This is a genomic window from Streptomyces pyxinae, assembly GCF_024756275.1.
Taxonomy (GTDB): Bacteria; Actinomycetota; Actinomycetes; order Streptomycetales; family Streptomycetaceae; genus Streptomyces; species Streptomyces pyxinae.
This window is the reverse complement of sequence record NZ_JANUGQ010000007.1, coordinates 64667-90176: the sequence shown is the minus strand read 5'-3', so window position 1 is coordinate 90176 and position 25510 is coordinate 64667. Positions and strand designations below refer to the sequence as shown.

Genomic DNA, 25510 nt, shown 5'->3' with positions numbered 1-25510 from the left:
AGGAGTTGGAAACATGACCACCCTGCAGAGCGTTCCCGCCCTCGGGACGCACCCGGCTGCCGGTTCCCTGCCGAGCCGGGCCGAGACCCGGGAGAATCTTGCCAAGGCGACGTACGACCTCCTGGTGATCGGCGGCGGCATCCTGGGCATCTCCACCGCCTGGCACGCCGCGCAGTCCGGGCTGCGGGTGGCCCTGGTGGACGCCGGTGACTTCGCCGGCGCCACCTCCTCCGCCTCCTCCAAGCTGCTCCACGGCGGTCTGCGCTACCTCCAGACCGGCGCGGTCAAGCTGGTGGCGGAGAACCACTTCGAGCGGCGGGCCGTCTCCCGCCAGGTCGCCCCGCACCTGGCCAACCCGCTCACCTTCTACCTGCCGGTCTACAAGGGCGGCCCGCACGGCGCCGCCAAGCTCGGCGCGGGTGTCTTCGCCTACTCGGCGCTCTCCGCCTTCGGCGACGGCGTCGGCCATCTGCTCAGCCCCTCCCGGGCCGCGCAGGACGTGCCGGAGCTGCGCACCGACAACCTCAAGGCCGTGGCCGTCTACGGCGACGACCAGATGAACGACGCCCGGATGGCGCTGATGACGGTCCGCGCGGCCGTGGACGCGGGCGCCACCGTGCTCAACCACGCCGAGGTCACCGGGCTGCGCTTCACCCGGGGCCGGGTCACCGGCGCCGAGCTGCGCGACCGGCTGGACGGCAGCGAGTTCGGCGTGGACGCCCGGCTGGTGCTCAACGCCACCGGCCCCTGGGTGGACCACCTGCGGAAGCTGGAGGACCCGGACGCGGCGCCCTCGATCCGGCTCTCCAAGGGCGCCCACCTGGTGCTCAAGCGGACCTCGCCGTGGAAGGCCGCGCTGGCGACCCCGATCGACAAGTACCGGATCACCTTCGCCCTCCCCTGGGAGGACATGCTGCTGCTCGGCACCACCGACGAGGAGTACGAGGGCGACCCGGGCGAGGTCGCGGTCAACGAGAAGGACGTCGCCCAGATCCTGGACGAGGCCGCCTTCTCCATCCGCGACCAGCAGCTCTCCCGCGACCTGATCACCTACTCGTTCGCCGGTCTGCGGGTGCTGCCCGGCGGCCCCGGGGACACCTCCAAGGCCAAGCGCGAGACGGTGGTCACCGAAGGCCGGGGCGGGATGCTGTCGGTGGCCGGCGGCAAGTGGACGACCTTCCGCCACATCGGCCGTACGGTGATGAACAAGCTGGCCGCGCTGCCGGGCCGGCCGCTGGGCGAGGACATGGAGCCCATCGGGGAGCTGCCGAAGAAGCTGCCGCTGCCCGGTATCGCCAACCCCCGGGCGGTCGCCCACCGGCTGCTGGTGGACGGCGGCACCCCCGGCCCCCGGATGGCCGCCGACACCGCCCGCCATCTGTCCACCCACTACGGCTCGCTCGCCTTCGACATCGCGCGGATGGCGTACGAGAACCCGGAGCTGGCCGAGCGGATCCACCCGGACGCCCCGGAGATCTGGGCCCAGGTGGCCTACGCCCGCGACCACGAGTGGGCCGAGACCCCGGACGACGTGCTGCGCCGCCGGACGACGCTGACCATCCGGGGCCTCGCCACGGACGACATCCGCGCCAGGGTCGAGGACCTGCTCGGCAAGCGGGACTGACGGCACCCCGCCGGGCCGCCGCTCCGGCGGCGGTCCGGTCACCTCCGGCCGTACAGCCTCCAGGGCGGCGCTCCCCGGTGCGGGAGCGCCGCCCTCGGCGTACCCCGCGAACGGCCGGGGTCGCCGGGAACGGCCGGGGTACCCCGGAACGGCCGGGGCGGCCCGCCGGAACCCGTTCCGGAGCGTCCCCGGGGACTCCCGGCGGACGGCACCCGGGGTGGCCCGGGGTGGCCCGGGAACGGGTGCCCCGCGACGGCCGTGCACCGGGCGGGCGGGGTGTGCGCACATGGCGTGAACGGCGGTGTTTCCGCAGCCGGGATGGGTACTGGCTCCCCGTCGGGACGACGCGCCGGAGTGGCTGAACCGGTCGTGAGCCGGCGCGGCGGGAGGGTCCCGTGGAAGCCGTAAGGTTGGTCCGTACGCACGCAACGTCGGAAGGAGACCCGGGTGATCGAGCTGGAGGGGGTTCCCGAGCTGATCGACCCGGTCATGGTGGCCGCGTTCGAGGGCTGGAACGACGCCGGCGACGCCGCCTCCACCGCGGTCGCACACCTGGAGCGCGAGTGGAAGGGCGAGGTGTTCGCGGCGCTCGACGCCGAGGACTACTACGACTTCCAGGTCAACCGCCCCACGGTGTTCATGGAGGGCGGGACGCGGAAGATCACTTGGCCGACGACCCGGCTCTCGGTGGTCCGGGTGGGCGGGGAGAAGCCGCGCGACCTGGTGCTGGTGCGGGGCATCGAACCGTCCATGCGCTGGCGCTCGTTCTGCAACGAGATCCTGGGCTTCGCCCATGAACTGGGCGTGGAGATGGTGGTGATCCTGGGCGCCCTGCTCGGTGACACCCCGCACACCCGGCCGGTTCCGGTCAGCGGGGTCACCTCCGACCCGGACCTGGCCCGCACCATGGACCTGGAGGAGACCCGGTACGAGGGCCCGACCGGCATCGTCGGCGTCCTCCAGGAGGCCTGCACCCACGCGGGCGTTCCGGCGGTGAGCCTCTGGGCGGCGGTGCCGCACTACGTCTCCCAGCCGCCCAACCCGAAGGCCACCCTGGCCCTGCTCAACCGGCTGGAGGACCTCATCGACCTCCGCATCCCGCTCGGTGAACTCACCGAGGACGCCCGCGCCTGGCAGGTCGGGGTGGACCAACTCGCCTCCGAGGACAGCGAGGTGGCGGAGTACGTGCAGACGCTGGAGGAGGCCAGGGACACCGCCGAGCTGCCGGAGGCCTCCGGCGAGGCCATCGCCCGGGAGTTCGAGCGGTATCTGCGCCGGCGGGACGGTGGCCCGGGCGGCGGGACGGCCCCGGGACACGCGACGGAGAGCGGCGAGGGCTCGTACCTCCGGGACACCTCCGGCGGGCTCTCCCGCCCGAAACCGCCCCGTCCGGGGACGGACGAGGAGCCCGGCGGGACCGGCTCCGGCTCCGGCTCCGATTCCCGCTCCGGCTCCGATTCCCGCTCCGACAAGTCCTCCGACGCCCCGGACACCACGGGCACTGCGGACTCCTCGGGTGCGCCGGACACTTCGGGCAACGCCGGCACCGAGGAGACCGGCGGTGGGAGCGGCGGGGACGACAATCAGCCGCCCGGAACGCGGGATTCCGCGTCGGACGACTGAACCGCCGCGCGCGTCTCGGGTGTTCGCCCGCCCCACGCGGCACGGCGCACAGATGCGGCGAAAGGGGCGGTGCCACCGGATGACCCGGTGGCACCGCCCCTTTCTCATGCCCGCGCGCGGGCCGCAGCCCTCGCGCGGGCCGTACGACCGGCCCTAGAGCGCGACGCCCAGCAGCGCGTCGACGGTACGGGACACCAGGCCCGGCGCTCCCCCGTCCTCACCGCCCCGCTCCGTCTGGAGGGCCACCCAGCGATCCACGGCCGCCAGCGCGGCGGGCGCGTCCAGGTCGTCGGCGAGCGCCTCCCGGACCTCCGCCACCAGGGCGTCGGCGGTCGGCCCGTCCGGGCGGGAGACGGCGGCGCGCCAGCGGCCCAGCCGCTCCACGGCGTCCTCCAGGACCTGGTCGGTCCACTCCCAGTCGGCGCGGTAGTGGTGGGCGAGCAGCGCCAGCCGGATCGCGGCCGGGTCCACGCCCTGCCGGCGCAGGGTGGAGACGAAGACCAGATTCCCCTTGGACTTGGACATCTTCTCGCCGTCCAGCGCCACCATGCCGGCGTGGACGTACGCGCGGGCGAAGGGGTACTCGCCGGTGAGCGCCTGGGCGTGCGAGGCGCCCATCTCGTGGTGCGGGAAGACCAGGTCGGAACCGCCGCCCTGGACGTCGAAGCCCATGCCCAGGTGGTCCAGGGCGATGGCGACGCACTCGATGTGCCAGCCGGGCCGGCCGCGGCCCAGGCTGCCGCCGTCCCAGCTCGGCTCGCCCTCGCGGGCGGCCATCCACAGCATCGGGTCCAGCGGGTTCTTCTTGCCGGGCCGGTCGGGGTCGCCGCCGCGCTCGGCGGAGAGCGCCCGCATGACCTCGGCGTCGTAGTGGGAGACCGAGCCGAAGTGCGGGTCGGACTCGACGGAGAAATAGGTGTCGCCGTCCAGCTCGTACGCCGCTCCCGCGTCCCGGAGCCGCTCCACCAGCGGCACGATGCCCGGTATGGCCTCCACGGCGCCGATGTACTGGCGCGGCGGGAGCATCCGCAGGGCGGTCATGTCCTCGCGGAAGAGCGCCGTCTCGCGCTCGGCCAGACCGGTCCAGTCGACGCCGTCGCGCACGGCCCGCTCCAGCAGCGGGTCGTCCACGTCGGTGACGTTCTGGACGTAGTGGACCTGCCGCTTGGTGTCGAGCCATACGCGCTGCACGAGGTCGAAGGCGTTGTAGGTCGCCGCGTGCCCCAGATGGGTGGCGTCGTACGGCGTGATGCCGCAGACATAGATGCGGGCGACCGGACCGGGGGTGAGGGTCACCCGTCCCCCGGTCGCGGTGTCGTGGATCCGGAGGTCGCGGCCCGTGCCGGGCAGGGCGGGGACCTCAGAAGCGGGCCAGGCATGCATGTCATGAGCGTAACCGGATGGAGCTTCCGGATACGAACCGGACAGCCGCTCCGGCCACCCGCCCGGCCGGTGGTACGGAGCGGGGCCGACCGGTTCGTACCGATACGGGAACCTGGCGCGGGGCCCGGTGCCCCGGTACGCCGTCACGTACGCGACCCGGCTCGGGCCCACCGCGACCGGGCCGATCCACGCGGACGACCGGGGCGCGCGGACGACCGGGGCGCACGGACGAGCCGGGTCCGGTCCGGACGGCCGGGGCGCGTCTATGGACCGGGCCCGGCTCGGGAGTGGCCGGAGGGTACGGGTCAGACCGGGGGCCAGGGGATGGCCGGCCACTCGCCGGACGGCTCCGGGTGGCGGGCCGACTTGAGCAGTCCGGCGACCCGGTCCCGCAGCGCCGTGATCTCGGCGGGGGTGAGCAGCGGGGCGAGGCGGCCGGCCAGCGGCTCCCCCGGGGCCAGGGCGGCGTCCAGCCGGGCCAGCACCTCCAGGGCCTCCTCGGTGAGCGGCTCGCCCGCCCAGCCCCAGAGCAGGGTGCGCAGCTTGTCGTCGGTGTGGAAGGTGACCCCGTGGTCGATGGCGTACAGCCGGCCGTCCGGCGCGGGCAGCAGATGGCCGCCCTTGCGGTCACCGTTGTTGATCACCGCGTCCAGGACCGCGAGCCGCCGCAGCCGGGGGTCGTCGGCGTGCACCAGCAGGGCGGTGCGGTCCTCGTCCACCTGGGCGAGCCCGACCGCCTTCCACCCCTCCCCCGGCTCCTCGCCGTCCACCAGGGCCAGCAGGGAGGCGGCCGGGTCGCCCCCGATCCAGAGCTGGACCATGCCCTCGCCGTACGGACCGTCCCGGAGCACGGTCGGCGGCACGAGGTCCCAGCCGGTCGCCGCCGAGATCTCGTACGCGGCCACCTCCCGGGCGGCCAGGGTGCCGTCCGGGAAGTCCCAGAGCGGGCGCTCCCCGGCGACCGGCTTGTAGACGCAGTCGGCCGCCACCTGGGCGCCGGCGCTCCCGCCGCCCGCGCCGGGGTCCCCACCGGGGCCGCCGGCCGGCGTCACGGAGCAGAGGAGCACCGCGTTGGACGCCTCGCGCACCTGCCCGCGCACGGTCAGCTCACCGGTGGTGAGCAGCGCGAGCGGGTCCACCGTCCCGGTGGTGGCGCCCCCGTCCCCGGATCCGGGCGCGAGCGGGGAGGACGGCTCCACCGGGGTCAGACGCTCCGGCGGTATCCGTTCTGGCGCGGGCATACGTGTCCTTCCGGATCGAGCGGCAGGCTGCACAGCGGGCACGGCGGCCGGCCGGCGTTGACCACGTCCAGCGCGCGCTTGGCGAAGGCCCTCGCCTGGGCGCCGGTCAGCCGGACCCGCAGCATCGGGGGCCCGTTCTCCTCGTCCTGGAGCAGCCGCTCCTCGGCCTCGGCGAGGTCCTCGTCGGACTCCGCCTCCAGCTCGACCAGCGCCTGCGCCTCCACGATCATCCGCTGGTCCTCGCCGTCCCAGGCCAGCGCCATGGTGCCGACGCGGAACTCCTCCTCCACGGGCGCGTCCAGCGGCGCCGTGTCCGCGACCTCGGAGGGCGCGACCGCCGGTACCGGGGCATTGCCGCCGGTACGCCGGACCACCTCGTCCAGCAGCTCGTCGATCCGCTCCGCGAGCGCCGCCACCTGGGCCTTCTCCAGGGCCACACTGGTGACCCGGCCCCCGGCGGACGCCTGGAGGAAGAACGTACGGCGCCCAGGCAGCCCGACCGTACCGGCCACGAAGCGGTCCGGCGGGTCGTAGAGGAACACCTGACGGGACACGTTCCCTCTCCCTTGATACGTCAATGCTGGTGATACGTGAATGCTTGATACGTGCGTGCTCGGGTTCAGCTCGGGGCCGACGGGTCACCGGGCCTCGCGGCGGTCCACGGCGCGTCCACCCTACTGCCCCTGGCGATCACGGTGCGCCCGCGCCGCCGCCCACCTGCGCGGTGGAGCCGCCGCCGCCCTGCCGGGGCACCAGCGAGCCGAAGTCGCCGGTGTCCCCGAGGCGCACCAGGAAGGGGCGCAGCCGGGTGTAGCGGATCGCGGTCACCGAGCAGGGGTCCACATGGATCCGCTGGAAGAGGTCGAGATGGAGGCCGAGGGCGTCCGCCACGATCGACTTGATGATGTCGCCGTGCGAGCACATCAGGAAGACCGCGTCCTCGCCGTGCTCGGCGTCGACCCGCGCGTTCCACTCGCGCACCGCCGCGACGGCCCTCGCCTGCATCGCGGGCATCGACTCGCCACCGGGAAAGGCGGCGGCGGACGGGTGCTGCTGGACGACCTCCATCAGCGGCTCGTCGTTGAGCTCGGCCAGCTTCCGCCCCGACCAGTCGCCGTAGTGGCACTCGCCGATCCGCTCGTCGGTGTGGAACGGCAGCCCGGGGCGCTCGTCCAGCAGCGGCTGAAGGGTCTCCCGGCAGCGCTGGAGCGGGCTGCTGACGGCGAGGGCGAAGGGCACCTCCGCCAGCCGTCCGGGCAGCGCCACCGCCTGCGCGGCCCCCCGGTCGTCGAGGGCGACACCCGGCGTCCAGCCGGCGAGCAGCCCGGAAGTGTTGGCGGTCGAACGCCCGTGCCGTACGAGGATCAGCGTGGCCATGGTTGCCAGCCTAGGCCCTGGCCCCCGTGACCTGGCCGGGCGTGGCTCCGGGCACGGGCCGGGCGGCCCGGTGGACGCCCTCCGGGGAGCCCCGGGCACCTCCGGGAAACCCACCGGGCGCCTCCGGGAAGTCCCCTGGGCACCTCCGGGAAGCCCCCCCTCGGGCGCCCCCACCCGAAGTCATCTGAAGACATATGTGCGAGGTGGACGAGGCGGGGAAGGATACGCGCTGTGATCGTCGACTGTGCCATTTACCGGGACGGACACCGCAGCGACGGGCCGTCCGACTTCTCCGACGCCCTGGACGCCGCGCGGGCGTCCGGCGGGGACGCCTTCATCTGGATCGGGCTGCACGAGCCCACCGAGCAGGAATTCGAGCATGTCTCGAAGGAGTTCGGGCTGCATCCGCTGGCGGTGGAGGACGCCCTCAAGGCCCATCAGCGGCCCAAGCTGGAGATCTACGACGACTCACTCTTCGTGGTGCTCAAGCCCGTGGTGTACGAGCCCGAGGGCGACACCGTCTCCACCGGTGAGCTGATGGTCTTCATGGGCGACTCCTTCGCGGTGACCGTCCGGCACGGCGAGGGCGCCCCGCTGTCCGCCGTACGGAAACGGCTGGAGTCCGAGCCCGAGGTGCTCAAGCAGGGGCCGACCGCGGTGCTCTACGCGGTGAGCGACGCGGTGGTGGACCACTACATCGACGTGGCGGGCGAGCTCCAGGTGGACCTGGAGGAGCTGGAGGCCGAGGTCTTCCAGCCGGCCGGCGGAGACGCCAAGAACACCGCCTCCCGGATCTACACCTTCAAGCGGCAGGTGCTGGAGTTCCGCCGCGCCACCGCGCCGCTCTCCGCGCCGATGACCCGGCTGGCGGGGGCCGGGGTGCCGTTCGTCAGCGACAGCTCCCAGCCGTTCTTCCGGGACGTCAGCGACCATCTGATCCGGGCGAACGAGCAGGTGGAGGGGCTCGACCGGCTGCTCTCGGACATCCTGTCCGCCCATCTCGCGCAGATGGGGGTCCGGCAGAACGACGACATGCGCAAGATCTCCGCCTGGGCGGCGATGGCCGCGGTGCCCACCATGGTGGCCGGTGTCTACGGGATGAACTTCGAGCACATGCCGGAGCTGCGGGAGGCCTGGGGCTACCCGGCGGTGATCGTGCTGATGGTGGCCGTCGTCCTCGGCCTGTACGGGCTCTTCAAGCGCCGGGGCTGGCTGTAGCGCGGAGGCGTCGAGGCCGGGACGGCGGACCCGGGCGCACCGCGCCGGCCGGGCGCCGGGTGCCGGACCCGGTCGCGTGCCACCCGGCCGGCGGGGGCGGCGGAGCCGGGTGCCCGACACCGGCGGCGGGGCGGGACGGCGCAATCAGGCGCGGCTCAGACCGCCTCGGCGGCCGGTTCGGCCGGGCCGGGCGTCCCGCCGAGCGGCGCGCCACCGAGGGCGTTCCGGCGCTCAGGCATCCGGAGGGTGGTCATCCGCCGCCAGCCGCCGGCCCGCTCGTACGCGTACGCCGCCCGGATGCCGGCGGCCAGCGCGGCCGTCCTGGGACGGGGCCAGCGCAGGATGCGCCCCAGATGGGCCATGACGGCCAGGCTGACGTCCCGGTGGACGGCGATCTCCGCGAGGGCGCTCTCCCGCAGCAGGCGCTGGATGAGCCGGCCGTGTCCCGCGTACGCGAGCCGGAGCAGTTCCTCGTGGCAGTAGGCGAGGTGGTTGTCCTCGTCCGCCGAGATCATCCGGACCGCCCGGCCGATGCCGGGGTGGTCGCCGAAGTGCCGCACCAGCAGACTCATCTGGCCGGCCGCGCGCTCCTCGGTCACCCGGCTGTGGGCCAGATAGACGACGATGTCGCGCTCGGTGAGCGGCTCCTCGCGCCGGAGCTTCTCATGGGCGAGCCCGATCCCGCGCCGCTCCAGCAGCAGGGTGTAGTCGGTCTCGGGCGGTACCGGCACCGGCTCCAGGCCCCGCCGCTTGAGCAGCCCGGTGAAGATCCGGCCGTGTTTGTCCTCGTCGGCGCCGTGCCGGGTGATCTTCGGGGCGAGCCCGGCCATGGGCTCCGGCACCAGGGCGGCGATGCGCGCGTTCTCCCAGCCGCCCTGCGCCTCACCGCTGGCGGCGATGGAGCAGAACAGCTGATACGCGTGGTCGTTGTCGAAGATCTCCTGGAACAGACCGCGGGCCGAGAGCATCTGCCACCTCCGTGCGCGGTCCGTCCGCGCGTGGTCCCCCGCACGTGGATCCCCCGCGGAAACCGAGTCAAGTGCGGTACGCGGAAGGGCGCCAGCCGCAGGGCACGGCGGCTGCTCCGAATGGCGGAGGGAGCGGGCGGCGGAGGCGGACCCGGGGGTGGCCGGGCTCCCGCCCCGGTACGCGCCCGGCCGCTCCGGTGTGACCGGGACGTGGCGGGCCGGGCGGCGCGTGACCGGCGGGACAGCCGGGCGTTCGGCAACCGGGGCAACGGCCGGGCGCTCCGCAGCCGGCGGAACGGCCGGGCGCCGCGTGAACCGGGACGGCCCGGCATCGCGTGAACCGGAGGGACGGCCGGCTGGCGCGCCGCCGGGGGGCAGGGCGGCGTACAGCCCGAGGGACGGCCGGGCGGCGCGCCGCCGGCGGGCCGGGCGCCGCGTGAACCCGGGGGGACGGCCGGACTTCCGCGGCCGGAGGGTCGGCCAGGTGGTGCGCGGCCGGGGGAACAGCGGGGCGGCGCGGTGGGGCAGGGCGGCGCACAGCCCCGAGGGACGGCCGGGCGCAGCGGCGCCGGCGGGCCGGGCGCCGCGTGAACCGGAGAGACGGCCAGGTGCCGCGTAACCGGTGGTACGGCCCGGGCGGCGCGTAACCGGAGGGGCGCTCGGGCGTTGTGCAGCGGGACGGCCGTGGCGGGGCGCCCCCGAGCCCCCACCACGGCCGCCGATCCACACCGAGCCGCCGCCGTGACCCCTCACCGACCGGCCCCTCGGCCATCCACGGCCCCGTCGGCGGGCGCTCGGCGTCCGGCCGGCTGTCGCCCCCCGGCCGACCGGCGGCCCCGTCGGCCGGCCCTCGGCGTCCGGCCGGTCTCAGTCGACCAGGCCCGCGCGCTCCAGGGCGGCGGTTCCGGCGCGCAGGGCGGCCACCCGCTCGTCGAGGGTGAAACCCGCCGGGGCCAGGGTGAGGGTGGTGACCCCGGCCTCCGCGTACGCCACCATCCGGTCCGCGATCCGCTCCACGGAGCCGAGCAGCGTGGTCTGGTCGATCAGCCGGTGCGGAACGGCGGCGGCCGCGCCCGCCTTGTTGCCGGAGAGGTACTTCTCCTGGATCTCGGCGGCCTCCTTCTCGTACCCCATCCGCTGGGCGAGCTGGTTGTAGAAGTTCTGCTTGCGGCTGCCCATCCCGCCGACATAGAGCGCGGTGTAGGGCCGGAACATGTCCGCGAGGCCCTGGACGTCGTCGCCGGTGGCGAGCGGCAGGGTGGGACAGACGTCGAAGCCGTCCATGGTGAGCCCCGCCTTCTCACGCCCGGCGCGCAGCGGGCGGATCGCCGTCTCGGCGAGGTGCTCGGCGGAGGGGAAGATCAGCAGGGCGCCGTCCGCGATCTCCCCGGTCTGCTCCAGGTTCTTGGGGCCGATGGCCGCGATGTAGAGCGGGATGTGCGGGCGCTCCGGGTGGACGGTCAGCTTGATCGGCTTGCCGGGGCCGCCGGGCAGCGGCAGCGTCCAGTGCTGTCCCTCGTGGGTAAGCCGCTCCCGGGACATGGCCTTGCGGACGATCTCCACGTACTCCCGGGTGCGGGAGAGCGGCTTGTCGAACGTGACGCCGTACCAGCCCTCGGAGACCTGCGGCCCCGAGACGCCGAGCCCGAGCCGGAACCGGCCGCCGGAGAGCGAGTCCAGGGTGGCGGCGGTCATGGCGGTCATGGCCGGCTGGCGGGCCGGGATCTGCATGATCGCCGAGCCGATGTCGATGTTCTCGGTCTGCGCGGCGACCCAGGCCAGGACGGTCGGGGCGTCGGAGCCGTACGCCTCGGCCGCCCAGCACACGTCATAGCCGAGGCGGTCCGCCTCCTGCGCCACCGCCAGATTGTCGCCGTCCATGCCCGCGCCCCAGTAGCCGAGGTTGATGCCGAGCCGCATAGCCGGTCCCCTTACTCATCGCTTGGTGCTCATCGACTGGTGCTCATCGCTTGGTGCTCATCGCTTCGCGTACTGACCAGTAACGTACTCGGCGGACTGTAGCGCGCGGCCGGGTGGTCCGTCAGGAGCGCGTGCCCCCGGCCGACGGGCGGCCGGACGGCGGGGCGGCGCCCGGCGCCCCGCCGTCCCCGGCCCTTGTCCACAGCCCCGCTGCGGGCGGGCCCCGGGCCAGTACTCTCCCGCACATGGAGCAGAGGCATCTCGGCCGCACCGGCCTGCGCGTGTCCCGGATCGGGCTCGGCACCCTCACCTGGGGCCGGGACACCGACGAGGACGACGCGGCCGACCAGTTGAGGACGTTCTGGGAGGCGGGCGGGACGCTGGTCGACACGGCCGATGTGTACGGCGGCGGCGAGGCCGAGCACCTGCTCGGCCAGCTGGTGAAGCGGCTGATCCCGCGCGAGGACCTGGTGGTCGCGACCAAGGCGGGCAGCGTGCCGGACCCGGACCGGCGGTTCGACGGCTCGCGCGGCCATCTGCTCGCCGCGCTCGACGCCTCGCTGCACCGGCTGGGCATGGAGTACGTGGATCTGTGGCAGGTGCACGCCTTCGACCCGGGGACCCCGCTGGAGGAGACGCTCCAGGCGCTGGACCTGGCGGTGAGCAGCGGCCGGGCGCGGTATGTCGGCGTCTCCAACTTCTGCGGCTGGCAGCTGGCGAAGGCGGCCACCTGGCAGCTGGCCGCGCCCGGTGTGCGGTCCCGGCTCGCCAGCACCCAGATGGAGTACTCGCTGTTGCAGCGGGGCGTGGAGCGGGAGGTGCTGCCCGCCGCGCTGGATCTGGAGGTGGGGCTGCTGCCCTCCTCGCCGCTCGGCCGGGGCGTGCTGACCGGCAAGTACCGGCGCGCCACGCCGGCCGGCTCACGGGGCGCCTCCGAGCAGCTGGCGGCCTTTGTGGAACCGTATCTGGACGACGCGGCGACCCGGATCGTGGACGCGGTGATGACGGCGGCGGACGGTCTGGCGGCCACTCCGCTCCAGGTGGCGCTGGCCTGGGTGCGGGACCGGCCGGGTGTGGTGGCGCCGATCGTGGGGGCGCGCGACGCGGCGCAGCTGGCGGGGGCGCTGTCAGTGGAGACCCTTAGTCTTCCTGACGAGATCTGCCAGGCGCTGGACGATGTGTCGGCGCCCGTGCACCGCTATCCCGATCAGGACTGGAGCACGCTGTGACCGCGCCCCACCGGGGGGAGACCCCCGGCACCCCGGCCGACGACGCCCCCGTATCCGCCGCCCCGGAGCCGGTGGACTCACCCGCCCCGGACGGCCCGGCGGGCGGCTCCGGCGGAGACGACTCCGGCGCGGACGCGGCCGGCGGAGACGGTGCCACGGCGGCGGAACCGGACGACTCCGACACCTCCGCTCCCTCCGCTCCCTCTGGTTCATCCGATTCCTCGGATTTCTCTGATCCCTCCGTGCCGGACTCGGCGGGATCCACCGCGGAGGAGGACGGCCCCGGCTCCCCCGAGGGCGGCGACGGCGCCACGGAGCGCGGCGACGGCCCCGCCGAGGGCGGCGGGCTCTCGGAGGCACAGGCGGAGCTGGCCGCCCAGCAGGAGCTGCGGGCGCGGATCGAGGAGCGCAAGGCGGCCAGGAGCGCGCCGGTGGAGAGCGGCACCAAGCTGAGCGGGCAGGCGGCCGACCTGCTGGCGGCCGTACGGGCGGTGGAGAGCGGCACCACGTCGGGCACCGCCTTCTACCCGGCCCTCGCGCCCGCCGAAAGGGCCCCGGCCGCCCCGGAGAGCCCGGAAGGAGCCGCTCCGCGGCGGGCCGCCGTTCCGGCTCCCGGTCCGGTGGCGACCCCGCACCGGGCGGAGACGCCCGGCCCCGCCCCGGTGCCGGAGGAGGCGAGGGCGGCCGTCGGTGAGGTGCTGGCGCGGGGCGGTGCGCCGGAGGCGCTGGCGGGACCGGTGCTGGAGACGCTCGGCGCCCCGGCGGCGGAGCTGCTGCGGGCGGACCCGTGGCGGCTGCTGCTGGTGGCGGGGGTGCGCCCGGAGCAGGCCGACGGCTTCGCGCGGGCGCTGCTCGGGCCCGAGGCCGGCCCGGGCGACGACCGGCGGGCCGCCGCGCTGGTCGGCTGGCTGCTGGAGCGGGCGGCCCGCCGGGGGCACACGGCGCTGGAGCTGGCCGCGGTGCGCGCGGAGCTGGCCCGGCAGCGGGTGCCGGACCCGGACGAGGCGGTCCGGGCCGCCGTCGCCGAGGGTGCGGTGCTGGTCTTCCAGCCGGAGGCGGAGGGGGAGCCCGGGGCGGAGGCCCCGGAGACGCCCGCGGCCGGCCACGACGCCGACGGCGCGCCGGACGCGGCCCCGGCGGGCCCGCCGGAGGCGGAGACGGCCGGGGAGGTGCCCGTGCTGCTCGGGCTGGACCGGTACGCCCTGGCGGAGGAGAGCCTGGCCGACGGGCTGGCCCGGCTGGCCAGGTCCGGGGCGGATCCCCGCTGGGAGCGGATCGAGCCGGCCGGTGAGCTGTCCCGGGCGCTCGCCGGCCACGGACTGGTGGCGCACACGGGTGGCGAGGCGGCCCGGGCGGAACCGGTGGAGCTGGCCGGGGCGGCCGGCGCGCTCGGGCTGCGGGCCCTGGTGCTGACGCACGCCGAGAACGGCCGCCGGCGGCTGGCCGGGGCGGAGGTGGCGACGGCGACCGTGGGCGGACTGCTCTCGGGGGCGGCCGGTCCCGGGCGGGACGAGGACGGCGCCCTCGCTCTCGACCTGCTGGTCGTGCTGGACGCCCCGCAGCTGGACGTCGAGACGGCCGCGATGCTGGTGGAGGCGCTGCCGGACGGCTGCCGGCTGGTGCTGAGCGGCGATCCGGCGGTGCTGGGCTCGGCCGGCGCGGGCCAGGTCTTCGCGGATGTGCTCGCGGCCCGGGTGTGTCCCCGGATCGCCTCCCGCCGGCCGGACCCGGGGCCGGTCGGGGAGCTGGTGTCGGGCATCGGGGTCGGCGAGCTGAACCAGGTCGAGGCCCCGGGCCGGGAAGTGGTGATCGTACCGGTGCGGGAGCCGGGCGAGGCGGTGCACCGGACGGTCCAGCTGGTCGCGGACTCGGTACCGCGCGTCATCGGAGTGCCCGCCGCGCGGACCCAGGTGATCACGGTCGGCCATGGCGGCCCGGCCGGCACCCGGGCGCTCAACGCGGCGCTCAAGGAGCGGCTCAACCCGGGCCCCGGGCGGTTCGGCGGCTTCGACCCGGGCGACCGGGTGGCCTACACACCCGCGCCGGGCCGGACCGCCCAGGCGACGGTGGCCGGGGCCGACGCGGAGGGCCTGCGGCTGGACTGCGAGGGCGAGCCCGTGCGCGTACCGAGGGAGCGGGTGGAGTCGGCGGTGCGGCACGGCTGGGCGCTGACCGCGCACCAGGCCGCCGGAATGCGCTGGGCGGCCGCGGTGGTGGTGCTCCCGGGCGACGCGGCCGGAGCGCTGGACCGGGCCTGGGTCTACACGGCGTTCGGCCGGGGCGAGCGGCACCTCTCGGTGGTGCACGGCGTGGACCAGGCGCTGCCGCGCGCGGTGGCGGACGTGCCCGCCCCGGCCCGGACCACCCGGCTGCGCCCCCTGCTGGAGGGCCTGCTGGCCGAGCCCGCGACGGAGTGACGGCCCGAACGGCCCGGCGGGCCGGGCGATCCGACGGCGACGTGCCGCGTGGCCCCGGAGACCGGAAGCCGCGCGGCACGCCGCCGTGGCACCAGGGGGTCAGCGGCCGCGCCGGGTGCCGCCCGCCCCACCCGCTCCCGGCGCCTGACCGGCGTCCGGAGCGCCGGGGCCGTTCTCGTCCGCCTCGTCTCCGTCGTCCCCCTCGTCCTCCCCTTCTCCCGCTTCTTCCTCTTCTCCCTCGTAGAGATCCTCGGCGTCCTCGGCGTCCTCGGCGCCCTCGTCCTCGTCGTCCAGCTCGTCGTCCACGCCCTCGTACAGCTCGTCCTCGTCGAAGACCGAGCTGACGTCGAAGCGGCAGACGACCCGGCCGGGATCGGCCTGGTCGAACGGGGTGCTGAGCCACTCCCCCGGCTCGGGCAGCTCGTCGGCGGCCGCGACCCAGAGCGTGGAGTCGCCCTCCTCAAGGCCGAACTCCTTGTGGCGGGAGGCGATCTCGTCCGGTTCGAACTCCCCGAAGAGCACCCCGAGCGCGGCGTGCACACTCGTGCCCACCACCGCGTTCGCCCCGGCGCGGTCGTCCTCGTCCCGGTCGGCGTCCGCGATCCGCTGGGCCTGTGCGAGCAGCCGCAGCGGCTCGGAGACGGCGTAGTCGCGGCGGATCAGCACACTGAGCGCGCTGGGCTGCTCCGGCCCCTCGTACGGGGGCAGGGAGTCCTCCACTCCCGGGATCTCGAAGGGGGTGACCTCGTCGTACCGGTCGTAGAGCCGTTCGTCGTATGCCTCGGCCGCCGCGGCGAGGTCGTTGAACGCGGCGTAGACGGCGGGGTCGTCATCGCCCGTGCGGTTCTCGACCGCTTCCAGGTGGCGGTCGAGTGCGGCTTTGACCGCCTCGGCGGCGGCGCGTACCTCGGCAGCGGTGGGCTGCGCAGCATCAGACATAGTGCAGACGCTATCCGTACCGGGCCGGTGCACGCACAATAGATGCGATGCCGGAATACGAATTTGTCGATGTGTATGTACCTCGCGGTGTCTCCCGCAAGGAGGCCACCCGCCTGCTGACCGAGCGCGCCGAGTACGGGCACTGGGAACTGGACCGGCTGAGCCTGCTCCGGGACGGGAGCCGCCGGGTGCGGCTGCGCCGGCGCATCATCCGCCAGGTGCGCGCCACCTGGTGACGTCCTCGCTCGCGTGAGTGACGGTCCGGTCCACGGGCGACACGGCCGGCGGCCGGCACCGGGCGCCGGTGCGGCGATGACGCCCGGTGGGCAGCCGGTGACCGTACGGCCGACCGCCGGACGGACAGACGGCCGGGGGGGCAGGCAGGCAGAGACAGGCAGACGGACGGAGCGGGACCCGCGGACATGCGGGTCCCGCTCCGTCGGACGCGCGTCCGTATCGCACGGGCGGTCACGGACGCGCGGCGGTACGTCCCCGGGCCATAGGGCCTGTCGTTCGGATCTTGCCGGGCTCACACCGCTCCCCCAGCTTCGCCGGGAGGTGCCCCCAGGGCACCGCACTCCCCCAGACTTCGTCCGGGGGAGTTGTCGTCGGTCGCCGCTGCTCCGCAGGGACCCTCCCCCAGCCTTCGGCCGGGAGGTGCCCCCATCCTCCGCCTCGCGATGCCTCCCCTCGGCCCCGAGGGCCTGGGGATGCCCCAGGGCACCGGACGCCGCTCACTGATCCAGCCTGATCCAGACGAAAGACCCTAGACCGAGCGCGCGGCGCGGCGGGAGCGGCGGTAGAGGACCGCGCCGCCGAGCAGCAGACCGGCACCCGCCGGGATCAGCATCTCCAGCGGGGCGGCACCGGTGGACGCCAGCTGGTCGCCGGGGCCGTGCGGGGTGTCGCCCTGCGGACCGGGGTTGTTCGGCCCCTCCGGCGAGCCGGGTTCACCGGGGTTGCCGGGCTCGTGCGGCCGGTTGGGGTGGTTCGGCTCGTGCGGGTTGCCCGGCTCGCCCGGCTCCTGGGGCTCGTTGGGGTGGTTCGGCTCGTCCGGGTTGTCCGGCTCCTCCGGGTGGCCGGGGTGGTTCGGCTCCTCCGGCTCCTCCGGGTTGTCCGGCTCGTGGGGGTTGTCGGGCTTCTCCGGCTTGCCGGGCTGCTCGGGCTTGCCGGGCTTGTGGCCGGTGCCGCACTCGTTGCCGAACGCGGGGTTGAGCACACCCACCACGTCGACGCTGTTGCCGCACGCGTTGACCGGCACATGGACCGGGGCCTGGACGTTGTTGCCGGAGGCGACGCCCGGCGAATTGCTGGTCGCGCCTTCCGCCTTGGCCCCACTGCCCTTGTTGACGCACTTGTTCCCGAACGACGGGTTGAGCGCGCCCACCACGTTCACGGTGTTGCCGCACGCGTTGACCGGCACGTCGACCGGCACCTGGACCGTGTTCCCGGACGCGACGCCGGGCGAGTGCGAAGCGGCGCCCCAGGCGCCCGCGCCGCCGTTGTGGGCGGACGCGATGCCGCCGCCGAGCGCGAGCACGCCGCCCGCGGCCGCCACGATGGTCAGGCCCTTGCGCGTGACCTGTCGCATAGCTGGTTCCCTGCCTTCTAGGCTTCTCGATAACCACCGGGCACCGCGCCCGGCGGCCCATGCCCGCCGGCCCCGGGGCGCGTGGCTCGCGCTCCGGGGCCGGCCGGCTACAAGGCCCCTCGATGGGGGCATGGCGCAACGTCAGTCGTTGACGCAGGTGTTGCCGAAGGCCGGGTTCAGCAGGCCGATGATGTCCACGGTGTTGCCGCAGATGTTGATCGGCACGTGCACGGGCACCTGGAGGACGTTGCCGGAGAGGACGCCCGGGGAACCGACGGCGGCACCCTGAGCGCCCGAGTCGGCGACGGCCATGCCCGCGCCCGCGATCACCAGACCGCCGGTGGCAGCCGCGGCGGCGACAACCTTCTTGATCATTATTCCTCCTCGTAGGCAATGCGGTCCCAGCCGCGGACCGCACCACCTGTAACGAGAGGGAGGTAACCGGGCTACGGGAGATGACGGCGTTCACTCGTACCGGTCATGCGTGCACATCCGAACGATTGTGGGAGGGTCTGCTCAGCGGACAGCCCGACTGTCGGCCCGCGTCAGCCCATGCCGGTCCGTGCCGGTCGGCGTCGGGCGGTGTCGGTCGGCGTCGGGCGGTGTCGGTCGGCGTCGGGCGGTGTCGGTCGGCGTCGGGCCGTGCCGGCCCGCGGGCGCGGCATGGCGAAGGCCCGGCAGCACGCGACGGAACGCGCGCCACCGGGCCTCGTCTCCCTGTCCGCTCCTCCTGGCCCCGGTCCGCCGTGCGGCCGGGGGCGTACCCGGGCCCCGGCTTCCCGGCTTCAGCTCGCGTCGATGAACCGGTCCAGCACCCGCACACCGAATTTCAGGCCGTCCACCGGTACCCGCTCGTCCACCCCGTGGAACATCCCGGCGAAGTCCAGCTCCGGGGGCAGCTTGAGCGGTGCGAAGCCGAAGCAGCGGATGCCGAGGTCGTCGAAGGACTTGGCGTCCGTGCCGCCGGAGAGCATGTACGGCACCGCCCGGGCGATCGGGTCCTCCGCCTTCAGCGCCGACTGCATGGCGTCCACCAGGTCACCGTCGAAGCCGGTCTCCACGGCCTTGTCGGCGTGCACGTCCTCGCGCCGCACCCGGGGGCCGAGGATCCGGTCCAGGTCGGCCAGGAACTCGTCCTCGTAACCGGGCAGGAAGCGCCCGTCCACATGGGCGGTGGCCTGACCGGGGATGACGTTCACCTTGTATCCGGCGCCGAGCATGGTCGGGGCGGCGGAGTTGCGCAGGGTGGCGCCGATCATCTTGGCGATGCCGCCCAGCTTGGCGAGGGTGGCCTCCATGTCGTCCGGGTCCAGCGGGGTGCCGAGCGCGTCGGAGAGCTCGTCCAGGAAGGACCGTACGGTCTTGGTCACCCGCACCGGCCAGGTGTGCCGGCCGAGCCGCCCCACCGCCTCGCACAGCTCGGTGATGGCGTTGTCGGTGTTGGTCATGGAGCCGTGCCCGGCGGTGCCGTCCACCGTCAGCCGCATCCAGTGCATGCCCTTCTCCGCGGTCTCGACCAGGTACAGGCGGAGGTTCTCGTTGACGGTGAAGGAGAAGCCGCCGACCTCGCCGATCGCCTCGGTCACCCCCTCGAAGAGGTCCGGGTGCTTGTCGACCAGGTACCGGGCGCCGAAGGTGCCGCCGGCCTCCTCGTCGGCCAGGAAGGCCAGGACGATGTCGCGCGGCGGCCGGCGACCGCTGCGCAGCCGGTCCCGTACGACGGCCAGGGTCATGGCGTCCATGTCCTTCATGTCCACGGCGCCCCGGCCCCAGACGCAGCCGTCCGCGATCTCGCCGGAGAACGGGTGGTGCGTCCAGTCGTCGGCGTTGGCCGGGACGACATCGGTGTGCCCGTGGATGAGAAGGGCCGGCCGGGTCGGGTCCTCGCCCGCGATCCGGGCCACCGTGGAGGCCCTGCCCCGGTGGGACTCGATGATCCGGGGCTCCAGGCCGACCTCGGCGAGCTTCTCGGCGACGTACTCGGCGGCCGCCCGCTCACCCGGGCCGGAGTGGTCGCCGTAATTGCTGGTGTCGATCCGGATCAGGTCGCGGCAGAGGTCGACGACCTCGTCCTCACCGGTGACGGTCCGCCCCGTGCTCGACTCGCTCACGCTGATTCCTCCCGCGTCGCTGCTGGTGGTCCCCTCCATCCTCCCGCTCCCCCGCCCCGGCGCCCAAGGCCGCCCCGGCGGGACGGGGGCGTGATCGGGCCCTCCGAATGTTTGCTATGGTTTTCCACGTCGGAACGGCCACGGGCCGCGAGACAGACACCTTGTCCGGGTGGCGGAATGGCAGACGCGCTAGCTTGAGGTGCTAGTGCCCTTTATCGGGCGTGGGGGTTCAAGTCCCCCCTCGGACACCAGCAGAGACCCCAGTTGATCTGGGGTTTTTCTGTTTCTCCGGCTGTGGCGTGACCGCCCGGCGAGTGATGCCGGACGTCGGCGGAGACCACAACGGGGGTCTCCCCGGCCTCCAGTTACGTCGCCCGTAGACTCCAAGCCCTGTGCGGCAGGTCGGCCCCCTGCGTCGAGACCAGCGGGTAGCGGACCTCGGGGCGGAGATCGCCGCACTGGGCACGTCATGACGAGAGGGGGCGCCATGCCGCGGGTCGATGGTGCACGACTGTTCAGGGAAGCGTGGACCTCCGGGGTACGACAGCACTTCCCGGGTGAGCCCAAGCCGGGCTATGTGACCCCGTGGGAGGACATGCCGCAGCGGGAGCGCGAGGCCGCAGGGCCCGTCTTCCACCAGGTGCGCCAGTTCATCGAGGTCAGCGACGGGCACACGTCGCGGCTGTCCCGGGAGCAGAAGAGCCGGTTCGTGGCGACGTGCTGGACGGCGCAGATGCTGAAGCACTTCGAGGACCCCAAGCCGGGTTACGTCGCTGACTGGCCCGATCTCCCGACCTGGCAGCGGGAGACCGACGCCGACATCTTCGAGGCAATCGAGAAAGCCTGAACAGGCAGGCGAGGCGGGATGGTCACGTGACCAACGCATGGCCAGCAGTGCCCCGAAGCTGCAGGAAAAGCAGGAAAGAACCGGGGAAGCGCCCGCCGAAATACCGCCGTTCGGCGGGCGTTTCCCTAGGTCAGGACGCATGTGGAATGGTGCCCGAGGGACTCCTCACGACGCCCCGCCCGACCATCTGCCAGTCCGCCCCGCCCGTCTGTCTCGTACCTCTGCCGCCTGCGCCGCATCGTCCGGGCGGACGCTCCTCGCACCCCCGCCCGCCGCAGCTCCTCGGACTTCGCCTCCTCCCGCTCGCCCAGCGTGCGTCGCACTGGATCGAACCCGGGCGGCCGCGTACTTGGAGGCGCTCCAGGTGCAGCCCGATCAGGACCTCGATGATGCGGAGAGGCCACCAGCGCGGCGGCGCCCGCGGGCTGGGGCGGTCCCGGTACGGAAGCTCGCGCCGCCTGGTCCAGTACCGAGAATTCCCGGCTTCGCACCAGCGTCACCACGTCCGTGTGCCGCTCGGAGCGACCAGCCGTGGGGTTCAGTGAACTGGAGACGGAGGAGCCGCCCTGGGCCACCTCGGCATCCAGTTCGGGAACGCCCTGATGGAGGGGTCTTTTCCCACCACCTGATGGGAACACCCGAGATGACACTCGTGAGGCCGGCCGTCCGGGACATGCGTCGCACGCTGCTGATCGTCTTGACTGTGCACGACAGCAGGACGATCCTCCTGGAGCGCCGGCGGGCGGTCGGTGTGGTGGCCACTGCGTGTCGACAGGTTGATCATCATCGAACTGGCCCGCCCGGAGGGGGCGGAAGTCTTCCCGCCTCCCGCGCGGTGGTGGCCCATCACGGACGTCGTCGCCGACCTGTTCCCGCGGGAACTCGGCGCCCTGATGACCGGCTACGTCGAAGGCTGGGTCCCGGACGACTCATCCACGCCGGAGGCTTGAACCGCGATGGCTTCCCGTGCTGTCGATTGATCCCGCGGGCCATGACTGCGGTGCTGCCTGGCGGACCCCCCTCAAGGCCACGTTGAGCTCCGCGCCTTCACCCGCGCTTGACGGCGCTACTCAAACTTGTATACAAATTGGAGCATGTCATCGACGAGAGTGCTGATCCTCGGCGCACTGCTCGCTGGGCCGCACCACGGCTATGAGGTCCGCAAGAAGCTCCAGCTCTGGGGCGTCGAGCACTGGGCCAATGTCGCCTTCGGTTCGATTTACCACGCTCTGACGAAGCTGTCCCAGGAGGGACTGGTCGAGGTAGTGGAAGGCGGCAAGGGCGGCAAGACCGTCTACGCGATCACGGACGAGGGGCAGGCCGAGTTCCGGGGGCAACTCGACGGCTACTGGCGGCAGATCATGCCGATCGTGGATCCGTTCCTGGTCGCGATCACCTTCATGGACCAGCTTCCCAAGGCGGAGCTGCTGGCCGCGATCCGGGAACGCCGGGAGATTCTGCAGGCGGGCTTCGCCATGGCTGAGCGGGCGCTGGCCACCGATCACCGGAAGGGTGCGCCCCGTCATGTCGACGAGGCACTGCGCCTCACCTCGGCCGAGTTCCGTGCGCAGTTCGAGTGGCTGGAAGACGTGGCGGGCCGAGTGGAGCGGGGCGAGGTTCCCTAGCCGGGGCCACCCTCGCGTTCGGCCGACCTCACGCAGGAAGGGACAGGACGTTGATCGTTGAGGTGCAAGGTCTGAGGAAGACGTTCCGCACACGGGCGCGTCCACAGCAGCCGCCGATGGTGGTCGAAGCCGTGAAAGGTCTCGACATCACAGTCGCGCGGGGTGAGATCTTCGGAGTCCTCGGACCGAACGGTGCCGGGAAGACCACGACGATTCGCATGCTGGCCACGCTGGTGCGGCCCGATGGCGGTTCCGGCAAGGTCGCCGGTCAGGACCTTTTCTCGGCCCCTGAGAAGGTTCGGCCGCACATCGGCTACGTCAGCCAGGCGGGCGGTGTGGACGAGAACAACGGGGCGAGGGCCAACATCATGCTCGCGGCCCGGCTCAACGGGCTGCCCACGGCCGAAGCGGCGGCGCGCACCGGGGAGATGCTGGAAGCGTTCGACCTGACTGCGATGGCGGACCGCCCGGTGCGGACTCTGTCCGGCGGCCAGAAGCGACGGGTGGCTCTGGCGATCGGACTGGTCCACCGACCCTCCCTGGTCTTCCTCGATGAGCCCACCACCGGACTTGACCCGCAGAACAGGGCCAACCTGTGGGACCAGATCCGGACACTCCGGGACGCGGGCGCGAGCGTGTTGCTCAGCACGCACTACCTCGACGAAGCCGAGACGCTGTGCGACCGTCTCATGATCGTCGATCACGGTGAGGTCGTCGTCGAGGGCACTCCCACGGCGTTGACCCGCGCGACGGCGGACGACGTCGTGACCCTCGGCTTCACGGAGGAGCTCACCGCCGACGACAAGGTCAGCAGGATCGTCGCCACGCTGCCGTATGTACGCGAGACGCGGATCGACGGTTCGCTGCTGCGGATCTACCTCGACGACGGGGAGCGGGCCCTCCCGCTCCTGCTGCGAGCGTTCGGCGACCACGAGGTGGCCGTCGGGGCGATCTCGCTGAACCGGGCCACCCTCGATGATGTCTTCCTCCGCAAGACAGGCCGCTCACTTCGAGACGCCGGCTGACCATACAGCCGACCCCGCGGAACTCCCACCACAGCCTTCCAGTCAGGAAGTACCGTGTTAAAGCACACACTGATGTTCCTCGGCTATGAACTGGGAAAGTCGGCTCGCAACCCGGTGTGGCCACTCTTCGGCATCCTGCAGCCCGTCCTCTACCTGCTGCTCTTCGAGCCACTGCTGGCCAACACCACGGTCGGTGATTCCCCGTCACACGCACTCCTGCAGTTCACGCCCGGCGTGATGGTCATGGTCGCCCTGTTCGGGTCCCTCTTCGTGGGATTCGGGATGATCGCCGAGATCCGCTCGGGGGTTCTGGAGCGGCTCGCGGCCAGTGCGGCGAACCGGTCGGCCATCGTGCTCGGCCGGGTTCTCCGAGATGTCGTCATCCTGGTCGTCCAGGCACTTTTGGTGGTGCTGGTCGCGGTGGCCATGGGGATGCGTCCCGACCCGGGCGGCCTGGCACTCATGCTGTTCCTCATGGCGGTCACCGGAGTGTTCGCCTCCGGTGTCTCGTACGGACTCGCCCTTGCGGTCCGCCAGGAGACCTCCATGTCGCAGATCCTCCAGTTCTTCTCGCTTCCGCTGATCCTGCTGACTGGAATCCTGCTCCCGATGTCGCTCGCCCCGCACTGGATGCAGGTGGTCGCGAAGGCCAATCCGCTCTACTACACCGTCCAGGCCGGTCGCGCGTTGTTCAGTGGGGACTTCTCAGACCCTTCCGTTCCGGTGGCCTTCGCGCTGATCGCGGTACTGGCCGTCCTGACACTGAATTGGTCGGTCCGCTCCATGAGGAAGATCGCCGGTTAGCGACGGCCGGCCGAGTTCACCAGAAATGCAGCGATCACCAGAATAGGAATACTTGGTATGCCGACTTCACCACCTCAAAACGGCACGATGTCCGCCGCCGAGCTGCTCGAAAAGCTGTCGGACCCGGACCGCAGCGTCCGTAACACCGCGGCCCTCGCCATCGGGTCGCAGGCCGAGACGGGATGCGCCGGTGCGCTCGTCGACGCTCTGTGGGCGGAACAGGACTTCTTCGTACGGGAGACCATGACCTGGGCGGTCACCCGGCTGGAGGAGGCCACCCGGCCGGCGGTGCTCTCCGCGGTCGGGGCGGACCGGCCACGGGAGGTACGGGTCCAGGCCCTGCACACGGTCAGCAAGTTCGCCAACCCGGAGACGGTGGACGTTGTACTGCCCTATGTCACGGACCCGGACGGAGCGGTGGCCCGCAAGGCCCGGTGGGCGCTGGGCCGCATCAAGGAGCCCCGGGCGGTACCGCATCTGCTCGCCCTGCTGGGCGAGCAGGACATCGAGGAGCGAAATGCCCTGACCGACGACGTGGCCGCGTTCGGATCCGCCGCGGTGCCGTCCCTGATCGCGGCGCTCGGGGCGGACGACCACGCGGTGCGGCAGCACGCGGCGGACATCCTGTGCTACATCGGGCACCCAGACGCGGAGGGTGCGGCGGATGCCTTGGGCGCGGCGGTCGCGGACTCCGAGTCGCGGGTGGCCATGGCTGCGCTGATGGCCCTCGGTGAGCTGCGCGGAACTGCGGCCCGGCGGCAGATCGAGGCCGCGCGCGAGGCTGGGGACCCTCAGGTCAGGGGGGCCGCCGAGCGGCTGGCCGCACGCAAGCCGCGGCGCGCCTCCGTCCGAGCCCGTTCGGCCGGCTGAGCGGGAGCACCGCGACAGCCGCGACGCCCTCCCGGCCGCGGTCCCGTGACCCGCCGTGATTTCTGGTCATCGGTTTTGAAAGCGTGACCTTGCCCCCGGAGCCCGCCATGATGAAGGCCGCTCCTCGAATTCCAGGCACGAATTCGGGTTCACGCGGAGCGATCCCGTATTCATCATCAGCGGAAGGAAGTCGCCATGAACAACGAGGACTACTTCGTCGACGTCAACGACCTTTCCATCGACGTGTTCGAGGTCGTCGAGCAGGGTGGCGCGGTGACCGCGCTGACCGCCGACCACGGTATGCCGGAGGTCGGTTCGTCGACCAACTGCTTCTGCTACATCTGCTGCTCCTGCAGCTCCAACTGACCCCTGGCCGGCTCCAGGGCGGAGGCGCTCCGGCAAATCCTCCCGACAACTGAATGAGCACAGTCCCGCGGTGCCCCAGGGTGTGCCGCGGGACTGTGGAGTGCTCTCGCACGACCGGTTCCAGCCATCAGATTGATGGATTGCGTTCGACCTTGCGCTGCGGATGAGCGGCCACTAAGGTTGAACTCGGCCATCGGATTGATAATTTGATGTTCAATCACATGCCGCTCACGGGGGTGGGTGCGGAATGCTGTCGCACGAAATCTATCGGGAGAAGTGTCGGAGCTCGCGGCCGGTGAGGCTGAGAGCCTGGTGGACACCGATCTCCTGAA

General features: G+C 72.9%; 23 protein-coding genes and 1 tRNA gene. 14 read left to right on the top strand and 10 right to left on the bottom strand.

Annotated features, from left to right (window positions below; translation table 11 throughout):
• The first annotated feature begins 13 nt into the window (after window positions 1–13).
• Both NX801_RS10680 and NX801_RS10675 read left to right on the top strand, forming a co-directional pair.
• Window positions 14–1624 (top strand): glycerol-3-phosphate dehydrogenase/oxidase, encoded by a 1611-nt coding sequence (locus NX801_RS10680; RefSeq protein ID WP_258787109.1) that lies wholly within the window; start codon window positions 14–16, stop codon window positions 1622–1624.
• 447 nt (window positions 1625–2071) lie between these two features.
• A complete protein-coding gene (locus tag NX801_RS10675; protein ID WP_258787108.1) occupies window positions 2072–3247 on the top strand; it encodes a PAC2 family protein in 1176 nt (391 codons plus the stop codon).
• 153 nt (window positions 3248–3400) lie between these two features.
• Here the strand turns inward: NX801_RS10675 and mshC are convergent, their stop codons facing one another.
• The 4 genes from mshC to NX801_RS10655 all read right to left on the bottom strand — a co-directional run bounded on the left by mshC (window position 3401) and on the right by NX801_RS10655 (window position 7248).
• Window positions 3401–4630, bottom strand: a complete 1230-nt coding sequence (mshC, locus tag NX801_RS10670) for a cysteine--1-D-myo-inosityl 2-amino-2-deoxy-alpha-D-glucopyranoside ligase (protein ID WP_258787107.1) — start codon at window positions 4628–4630, stop codon at window positions 3401–3403.
• A gap of 305 nt (window positions 4631–4935) precedes the next feature.
• Window positions 4936–5871, bottom strand: a complete 936-nt coding sequence (locus tag NX801_RS10665) for an SCO1664 family protein (RefSeq protein ID WP_258787106.1) — start codon at window positions 5869–5871, stop codon at window positions 4936–4938.
• A complete protein-coding gene (locus NX801_RS10660; RefSeq protein ID WP_258787105.1) occupies window positions 5835–6425 on the bottom strand; it encodes a DUF3090 domain-containing protein in 591 nt (196 codons plus the stop codon). Before NX801_RS10660 ends, NX801_RS10665 begins: the two co-directional genes overlap by 37 nt.
• Window positions 6426–6561: 136 nt before the next feature.
• On the bottom strand, window positions 6562–7248 hold the full coding sequence (locus NX801_RS10655; RefSeq protein ID WP_258787104.1) for a histidine phosphatase family protein: 687 nt from the start codon (window positions 7246–7248) through the stop codon (window positions 6562–6564).
• Window positions 7249–7470: 222 nt separating this feature from the next.
• On the opposite strand from NX801_RS10655, the gene corA reads away from it, so the two are divergent.
• The gene (corA, locus tag NX801_RS10650) at window positions 7471–8466 is read left to right on the top strand and encodes a magnesium/cobalt transporter CorA (protein WP_258787290.1); all 996 of its coding nucleotides are present in this window, start codon (window positions 7471–7473) and stop codon (window positions 8464–8466) included.
• Between the two features lie 155 nt (window positions 8467–8621).
• Here the strand turns inward: corA and NX801_RS10645 are convergent, their stop codons facing one another.
• Both NX801_RS10645 and NX801_RS10640 read right to left on the bottom strand, forming a co-directional pair.
• Window positions 8622–9434, bottom strand: a complete 813-nt coding sequence (locus NX801_RS10645; RefSeq protein WP_258787103.1) for a ferritin-like domain-containing protein — start codon at window positions 9432–9434, stop codon at window positions 8622–8624.
• Window positions 9435–10301: 867 nt separating this feature from the next.
• Complete coding sequence (locus NX801_RS10640) at window positions 10302–11354, bottom strand: LLM class F420-dependent oxidoreductase (RefSeq protein ID WP_258787102.1); 1053 nt, start codon at window positions 11352–11354, stop codon at window positions 10302–10304.
• Window positions 11355–11599: 245 nt separating this feature from the next.
• Between NX801_RS10640 and NX801_RS10635 the strand changes: the two genes are divergently transcribed.
• Window positions 11600–12583: an aldo/keto reductase gene (locus tag NX801_RS10635; RefSeq protein WP_258787101.1), complete on the top strand. Its 984-nt coding sequence runs from the start codon at window positions 11600–11602 to the stop codon at window positions 12581–12583.
• Window positions 12580–15000, top strand: a complete 2421-nt coding sequence (locus NX801_RS10630; RefSeq protein ID WP_258787100.1) for a helix-hairpin-helix domain-containing protein — start codon at window positions 12580–12582, stop codon at window positions 14998–15000. The genes NX801_RS10635 and NX801_RS10630 overlap by 4 nt, the downstream gene beginning before the upstream one ends.
• 99 nt (window positions 15001–15099) lie before the next feature.
• Here NX801_RS10630 and NX801_RS10625 read toward each other — a convergent pair whose 3' ends face one another.
• On the bottom strand, window positions 15100–15939 hold the full coding sequence (locus NX801_RS10625; protein WP_258787099.1) for a hypothetical protein: 840 nt from the start codon (window positions 15937–15939) through the stop codon (window positions 15100–15102).
• Between the two features lie 47 nt (window positions 15940–15986).
• On the opposite strand from NX801_RS10625, the gene NX801_RS10620 reads away from it, so the two are divergent.
• On the top strand, window positions 15987–16175 hold the full coding sequence (locus NX801_RS10620; protein WP_258787098.1) for a DUF5703 family protein: 189 nt from the start codon (window positions 15987–15989) through the stop codon (window positions 16173–16175).
• Between the two features lie 530 nt (window positions 16176–16705).
• On the opposite strand, the gene NX801_RS30745 is transcribed toward NX801_RS10620, so the two are convergent.
• From NX801_RS30745 to NX801_RS10600, 3 genes are all read right to left on the bottom strand, one after another.
• Complete coding sequence (locus NX801_RS30745; RefSeq protein WP_309505816.1) at window positions 16706–17530, bottom strand: chaplin; 825 nt, start codon at window positions 17528–17530, stop codon at window positions 16706–16708.
• Window positions 17531–17671: 141 nt separating this feature from the next.
• Complete coding sequence (gene chpH, locus NX801_RS10605; protein WP_258787097.1) at window positions 17672–17905, bottom strand: chaplin ChpH; 234 nt, start codon at window positions 17903–17905, stop codon at window positions 17672–17674.
• Window positions 17906–18315: 410 nt separating this feature from the next.
• Window positions 18316–19641, bottom strand: a complete 1326-nt coding sequence (locus NX801_RS10600; RefSeq protein WP_258787096.1) for a M20/M25/M40 family metallo-hydrolase — start codon at window positions 19639–19641, stop codon at window positions 18316–18318.
• Window positions 19642–19804: 163 nt separating this feature from the next.
• On the opposite strand from NX801_RS10600, the gene NX801_RS10595 reads away from it, so the two are divergent.
• The 8 genes from NX801_RS10595 (at window position 19805) to NX801_RS10560 (ending at window position 25178) form a co-directional block, all read left to right on the top strand.
• Window positions 19805–19892 (top strand) — tRNA-Leu (locus tag NX801_RS10595).
• Between the two features lie 236 nt (window positions 19893–20128).
• Window positions 20129–20488 carry a hypothetical protein gene (locus tag NX801_RS10590; protein WP_258787095.1) on the top strand — a complete coding sequence of 120 codons (360 nt, stop codon included), beginning with the start codon at window positions 20129–20131 and terminating at the stop codon, window positions 20486–20488.
• A gap of 776 nt (window positions 20489–21264) precedes the next feature.
• Window positions 21265–21438 (top strand): hypothetical protein, encoded by a 174-nt coding sequence (locus NX801_RS10585; RefSeq protein ID WP_258787092.1) that lies wholly within the window; start codon window positions 21265–21267, stop codon window positions 21436–21438.
• Between the two features lie 144 nt (window positions 21439–21582).
• Window positions 21583–22113, top strand: coding sequence for a PadR family transcriptional regulator (locus NX801_RS10580; protein WP_258787090.1), 531 nt, complete (start codon window positions 21583–21585; stop codon window positions 22111–22113).
• 50 nt (window positions 22114–22163) lie between these two features.
• Window positions 22164–23138 (top strand): ABC transporter ATP-binding protein, encoded by a 975-nt coding sequence (locus tag NX801_RS10575; protein WP_258787088.1) that lies wholly within the window; start codon window positions 22164–22166, stop codon window positions 23136–23138.
• 54 nt (window positions 23139–23192) lie between these two features.
• Complete coding sequence (locus NX801_RS10570) at window positions 23193–23942, top strand: ABC transporter permease (protein ID WP_258787086.1); 750 nt, start codon at window positions 23193–23195, stop codon at window positions 23940–23942.
• Between the two features lie 87 nt (window positions 23943–24029).
• Window positions 24030–24812, top strand: a complete 783-nt coding sequence (locus NX801_RS10565; protein WP_258787085.1) for a HEAT repeat domain-containing protein — start codon at window positions 24030–24032, stop codon at window positions 24810–24812.
• Window positions 24813–25007: 195 nt separating this feature from the next.
• The gene (locus NX801_RS10560) at window positions 25008–25178 is read left to right on the top strand and encodes a thiomuracin/GE37468 family thiazolyl RiPP peptide (protein ID WP_258787084.1); all 171 of its coding nucleotides are present in this window, start codon (window positions 25008–25010) and stop codon (window positions 25176–25178) included.
• The last annotated feature ends 332 nt before the right edge of the window (window positions 25179–25510 follow it).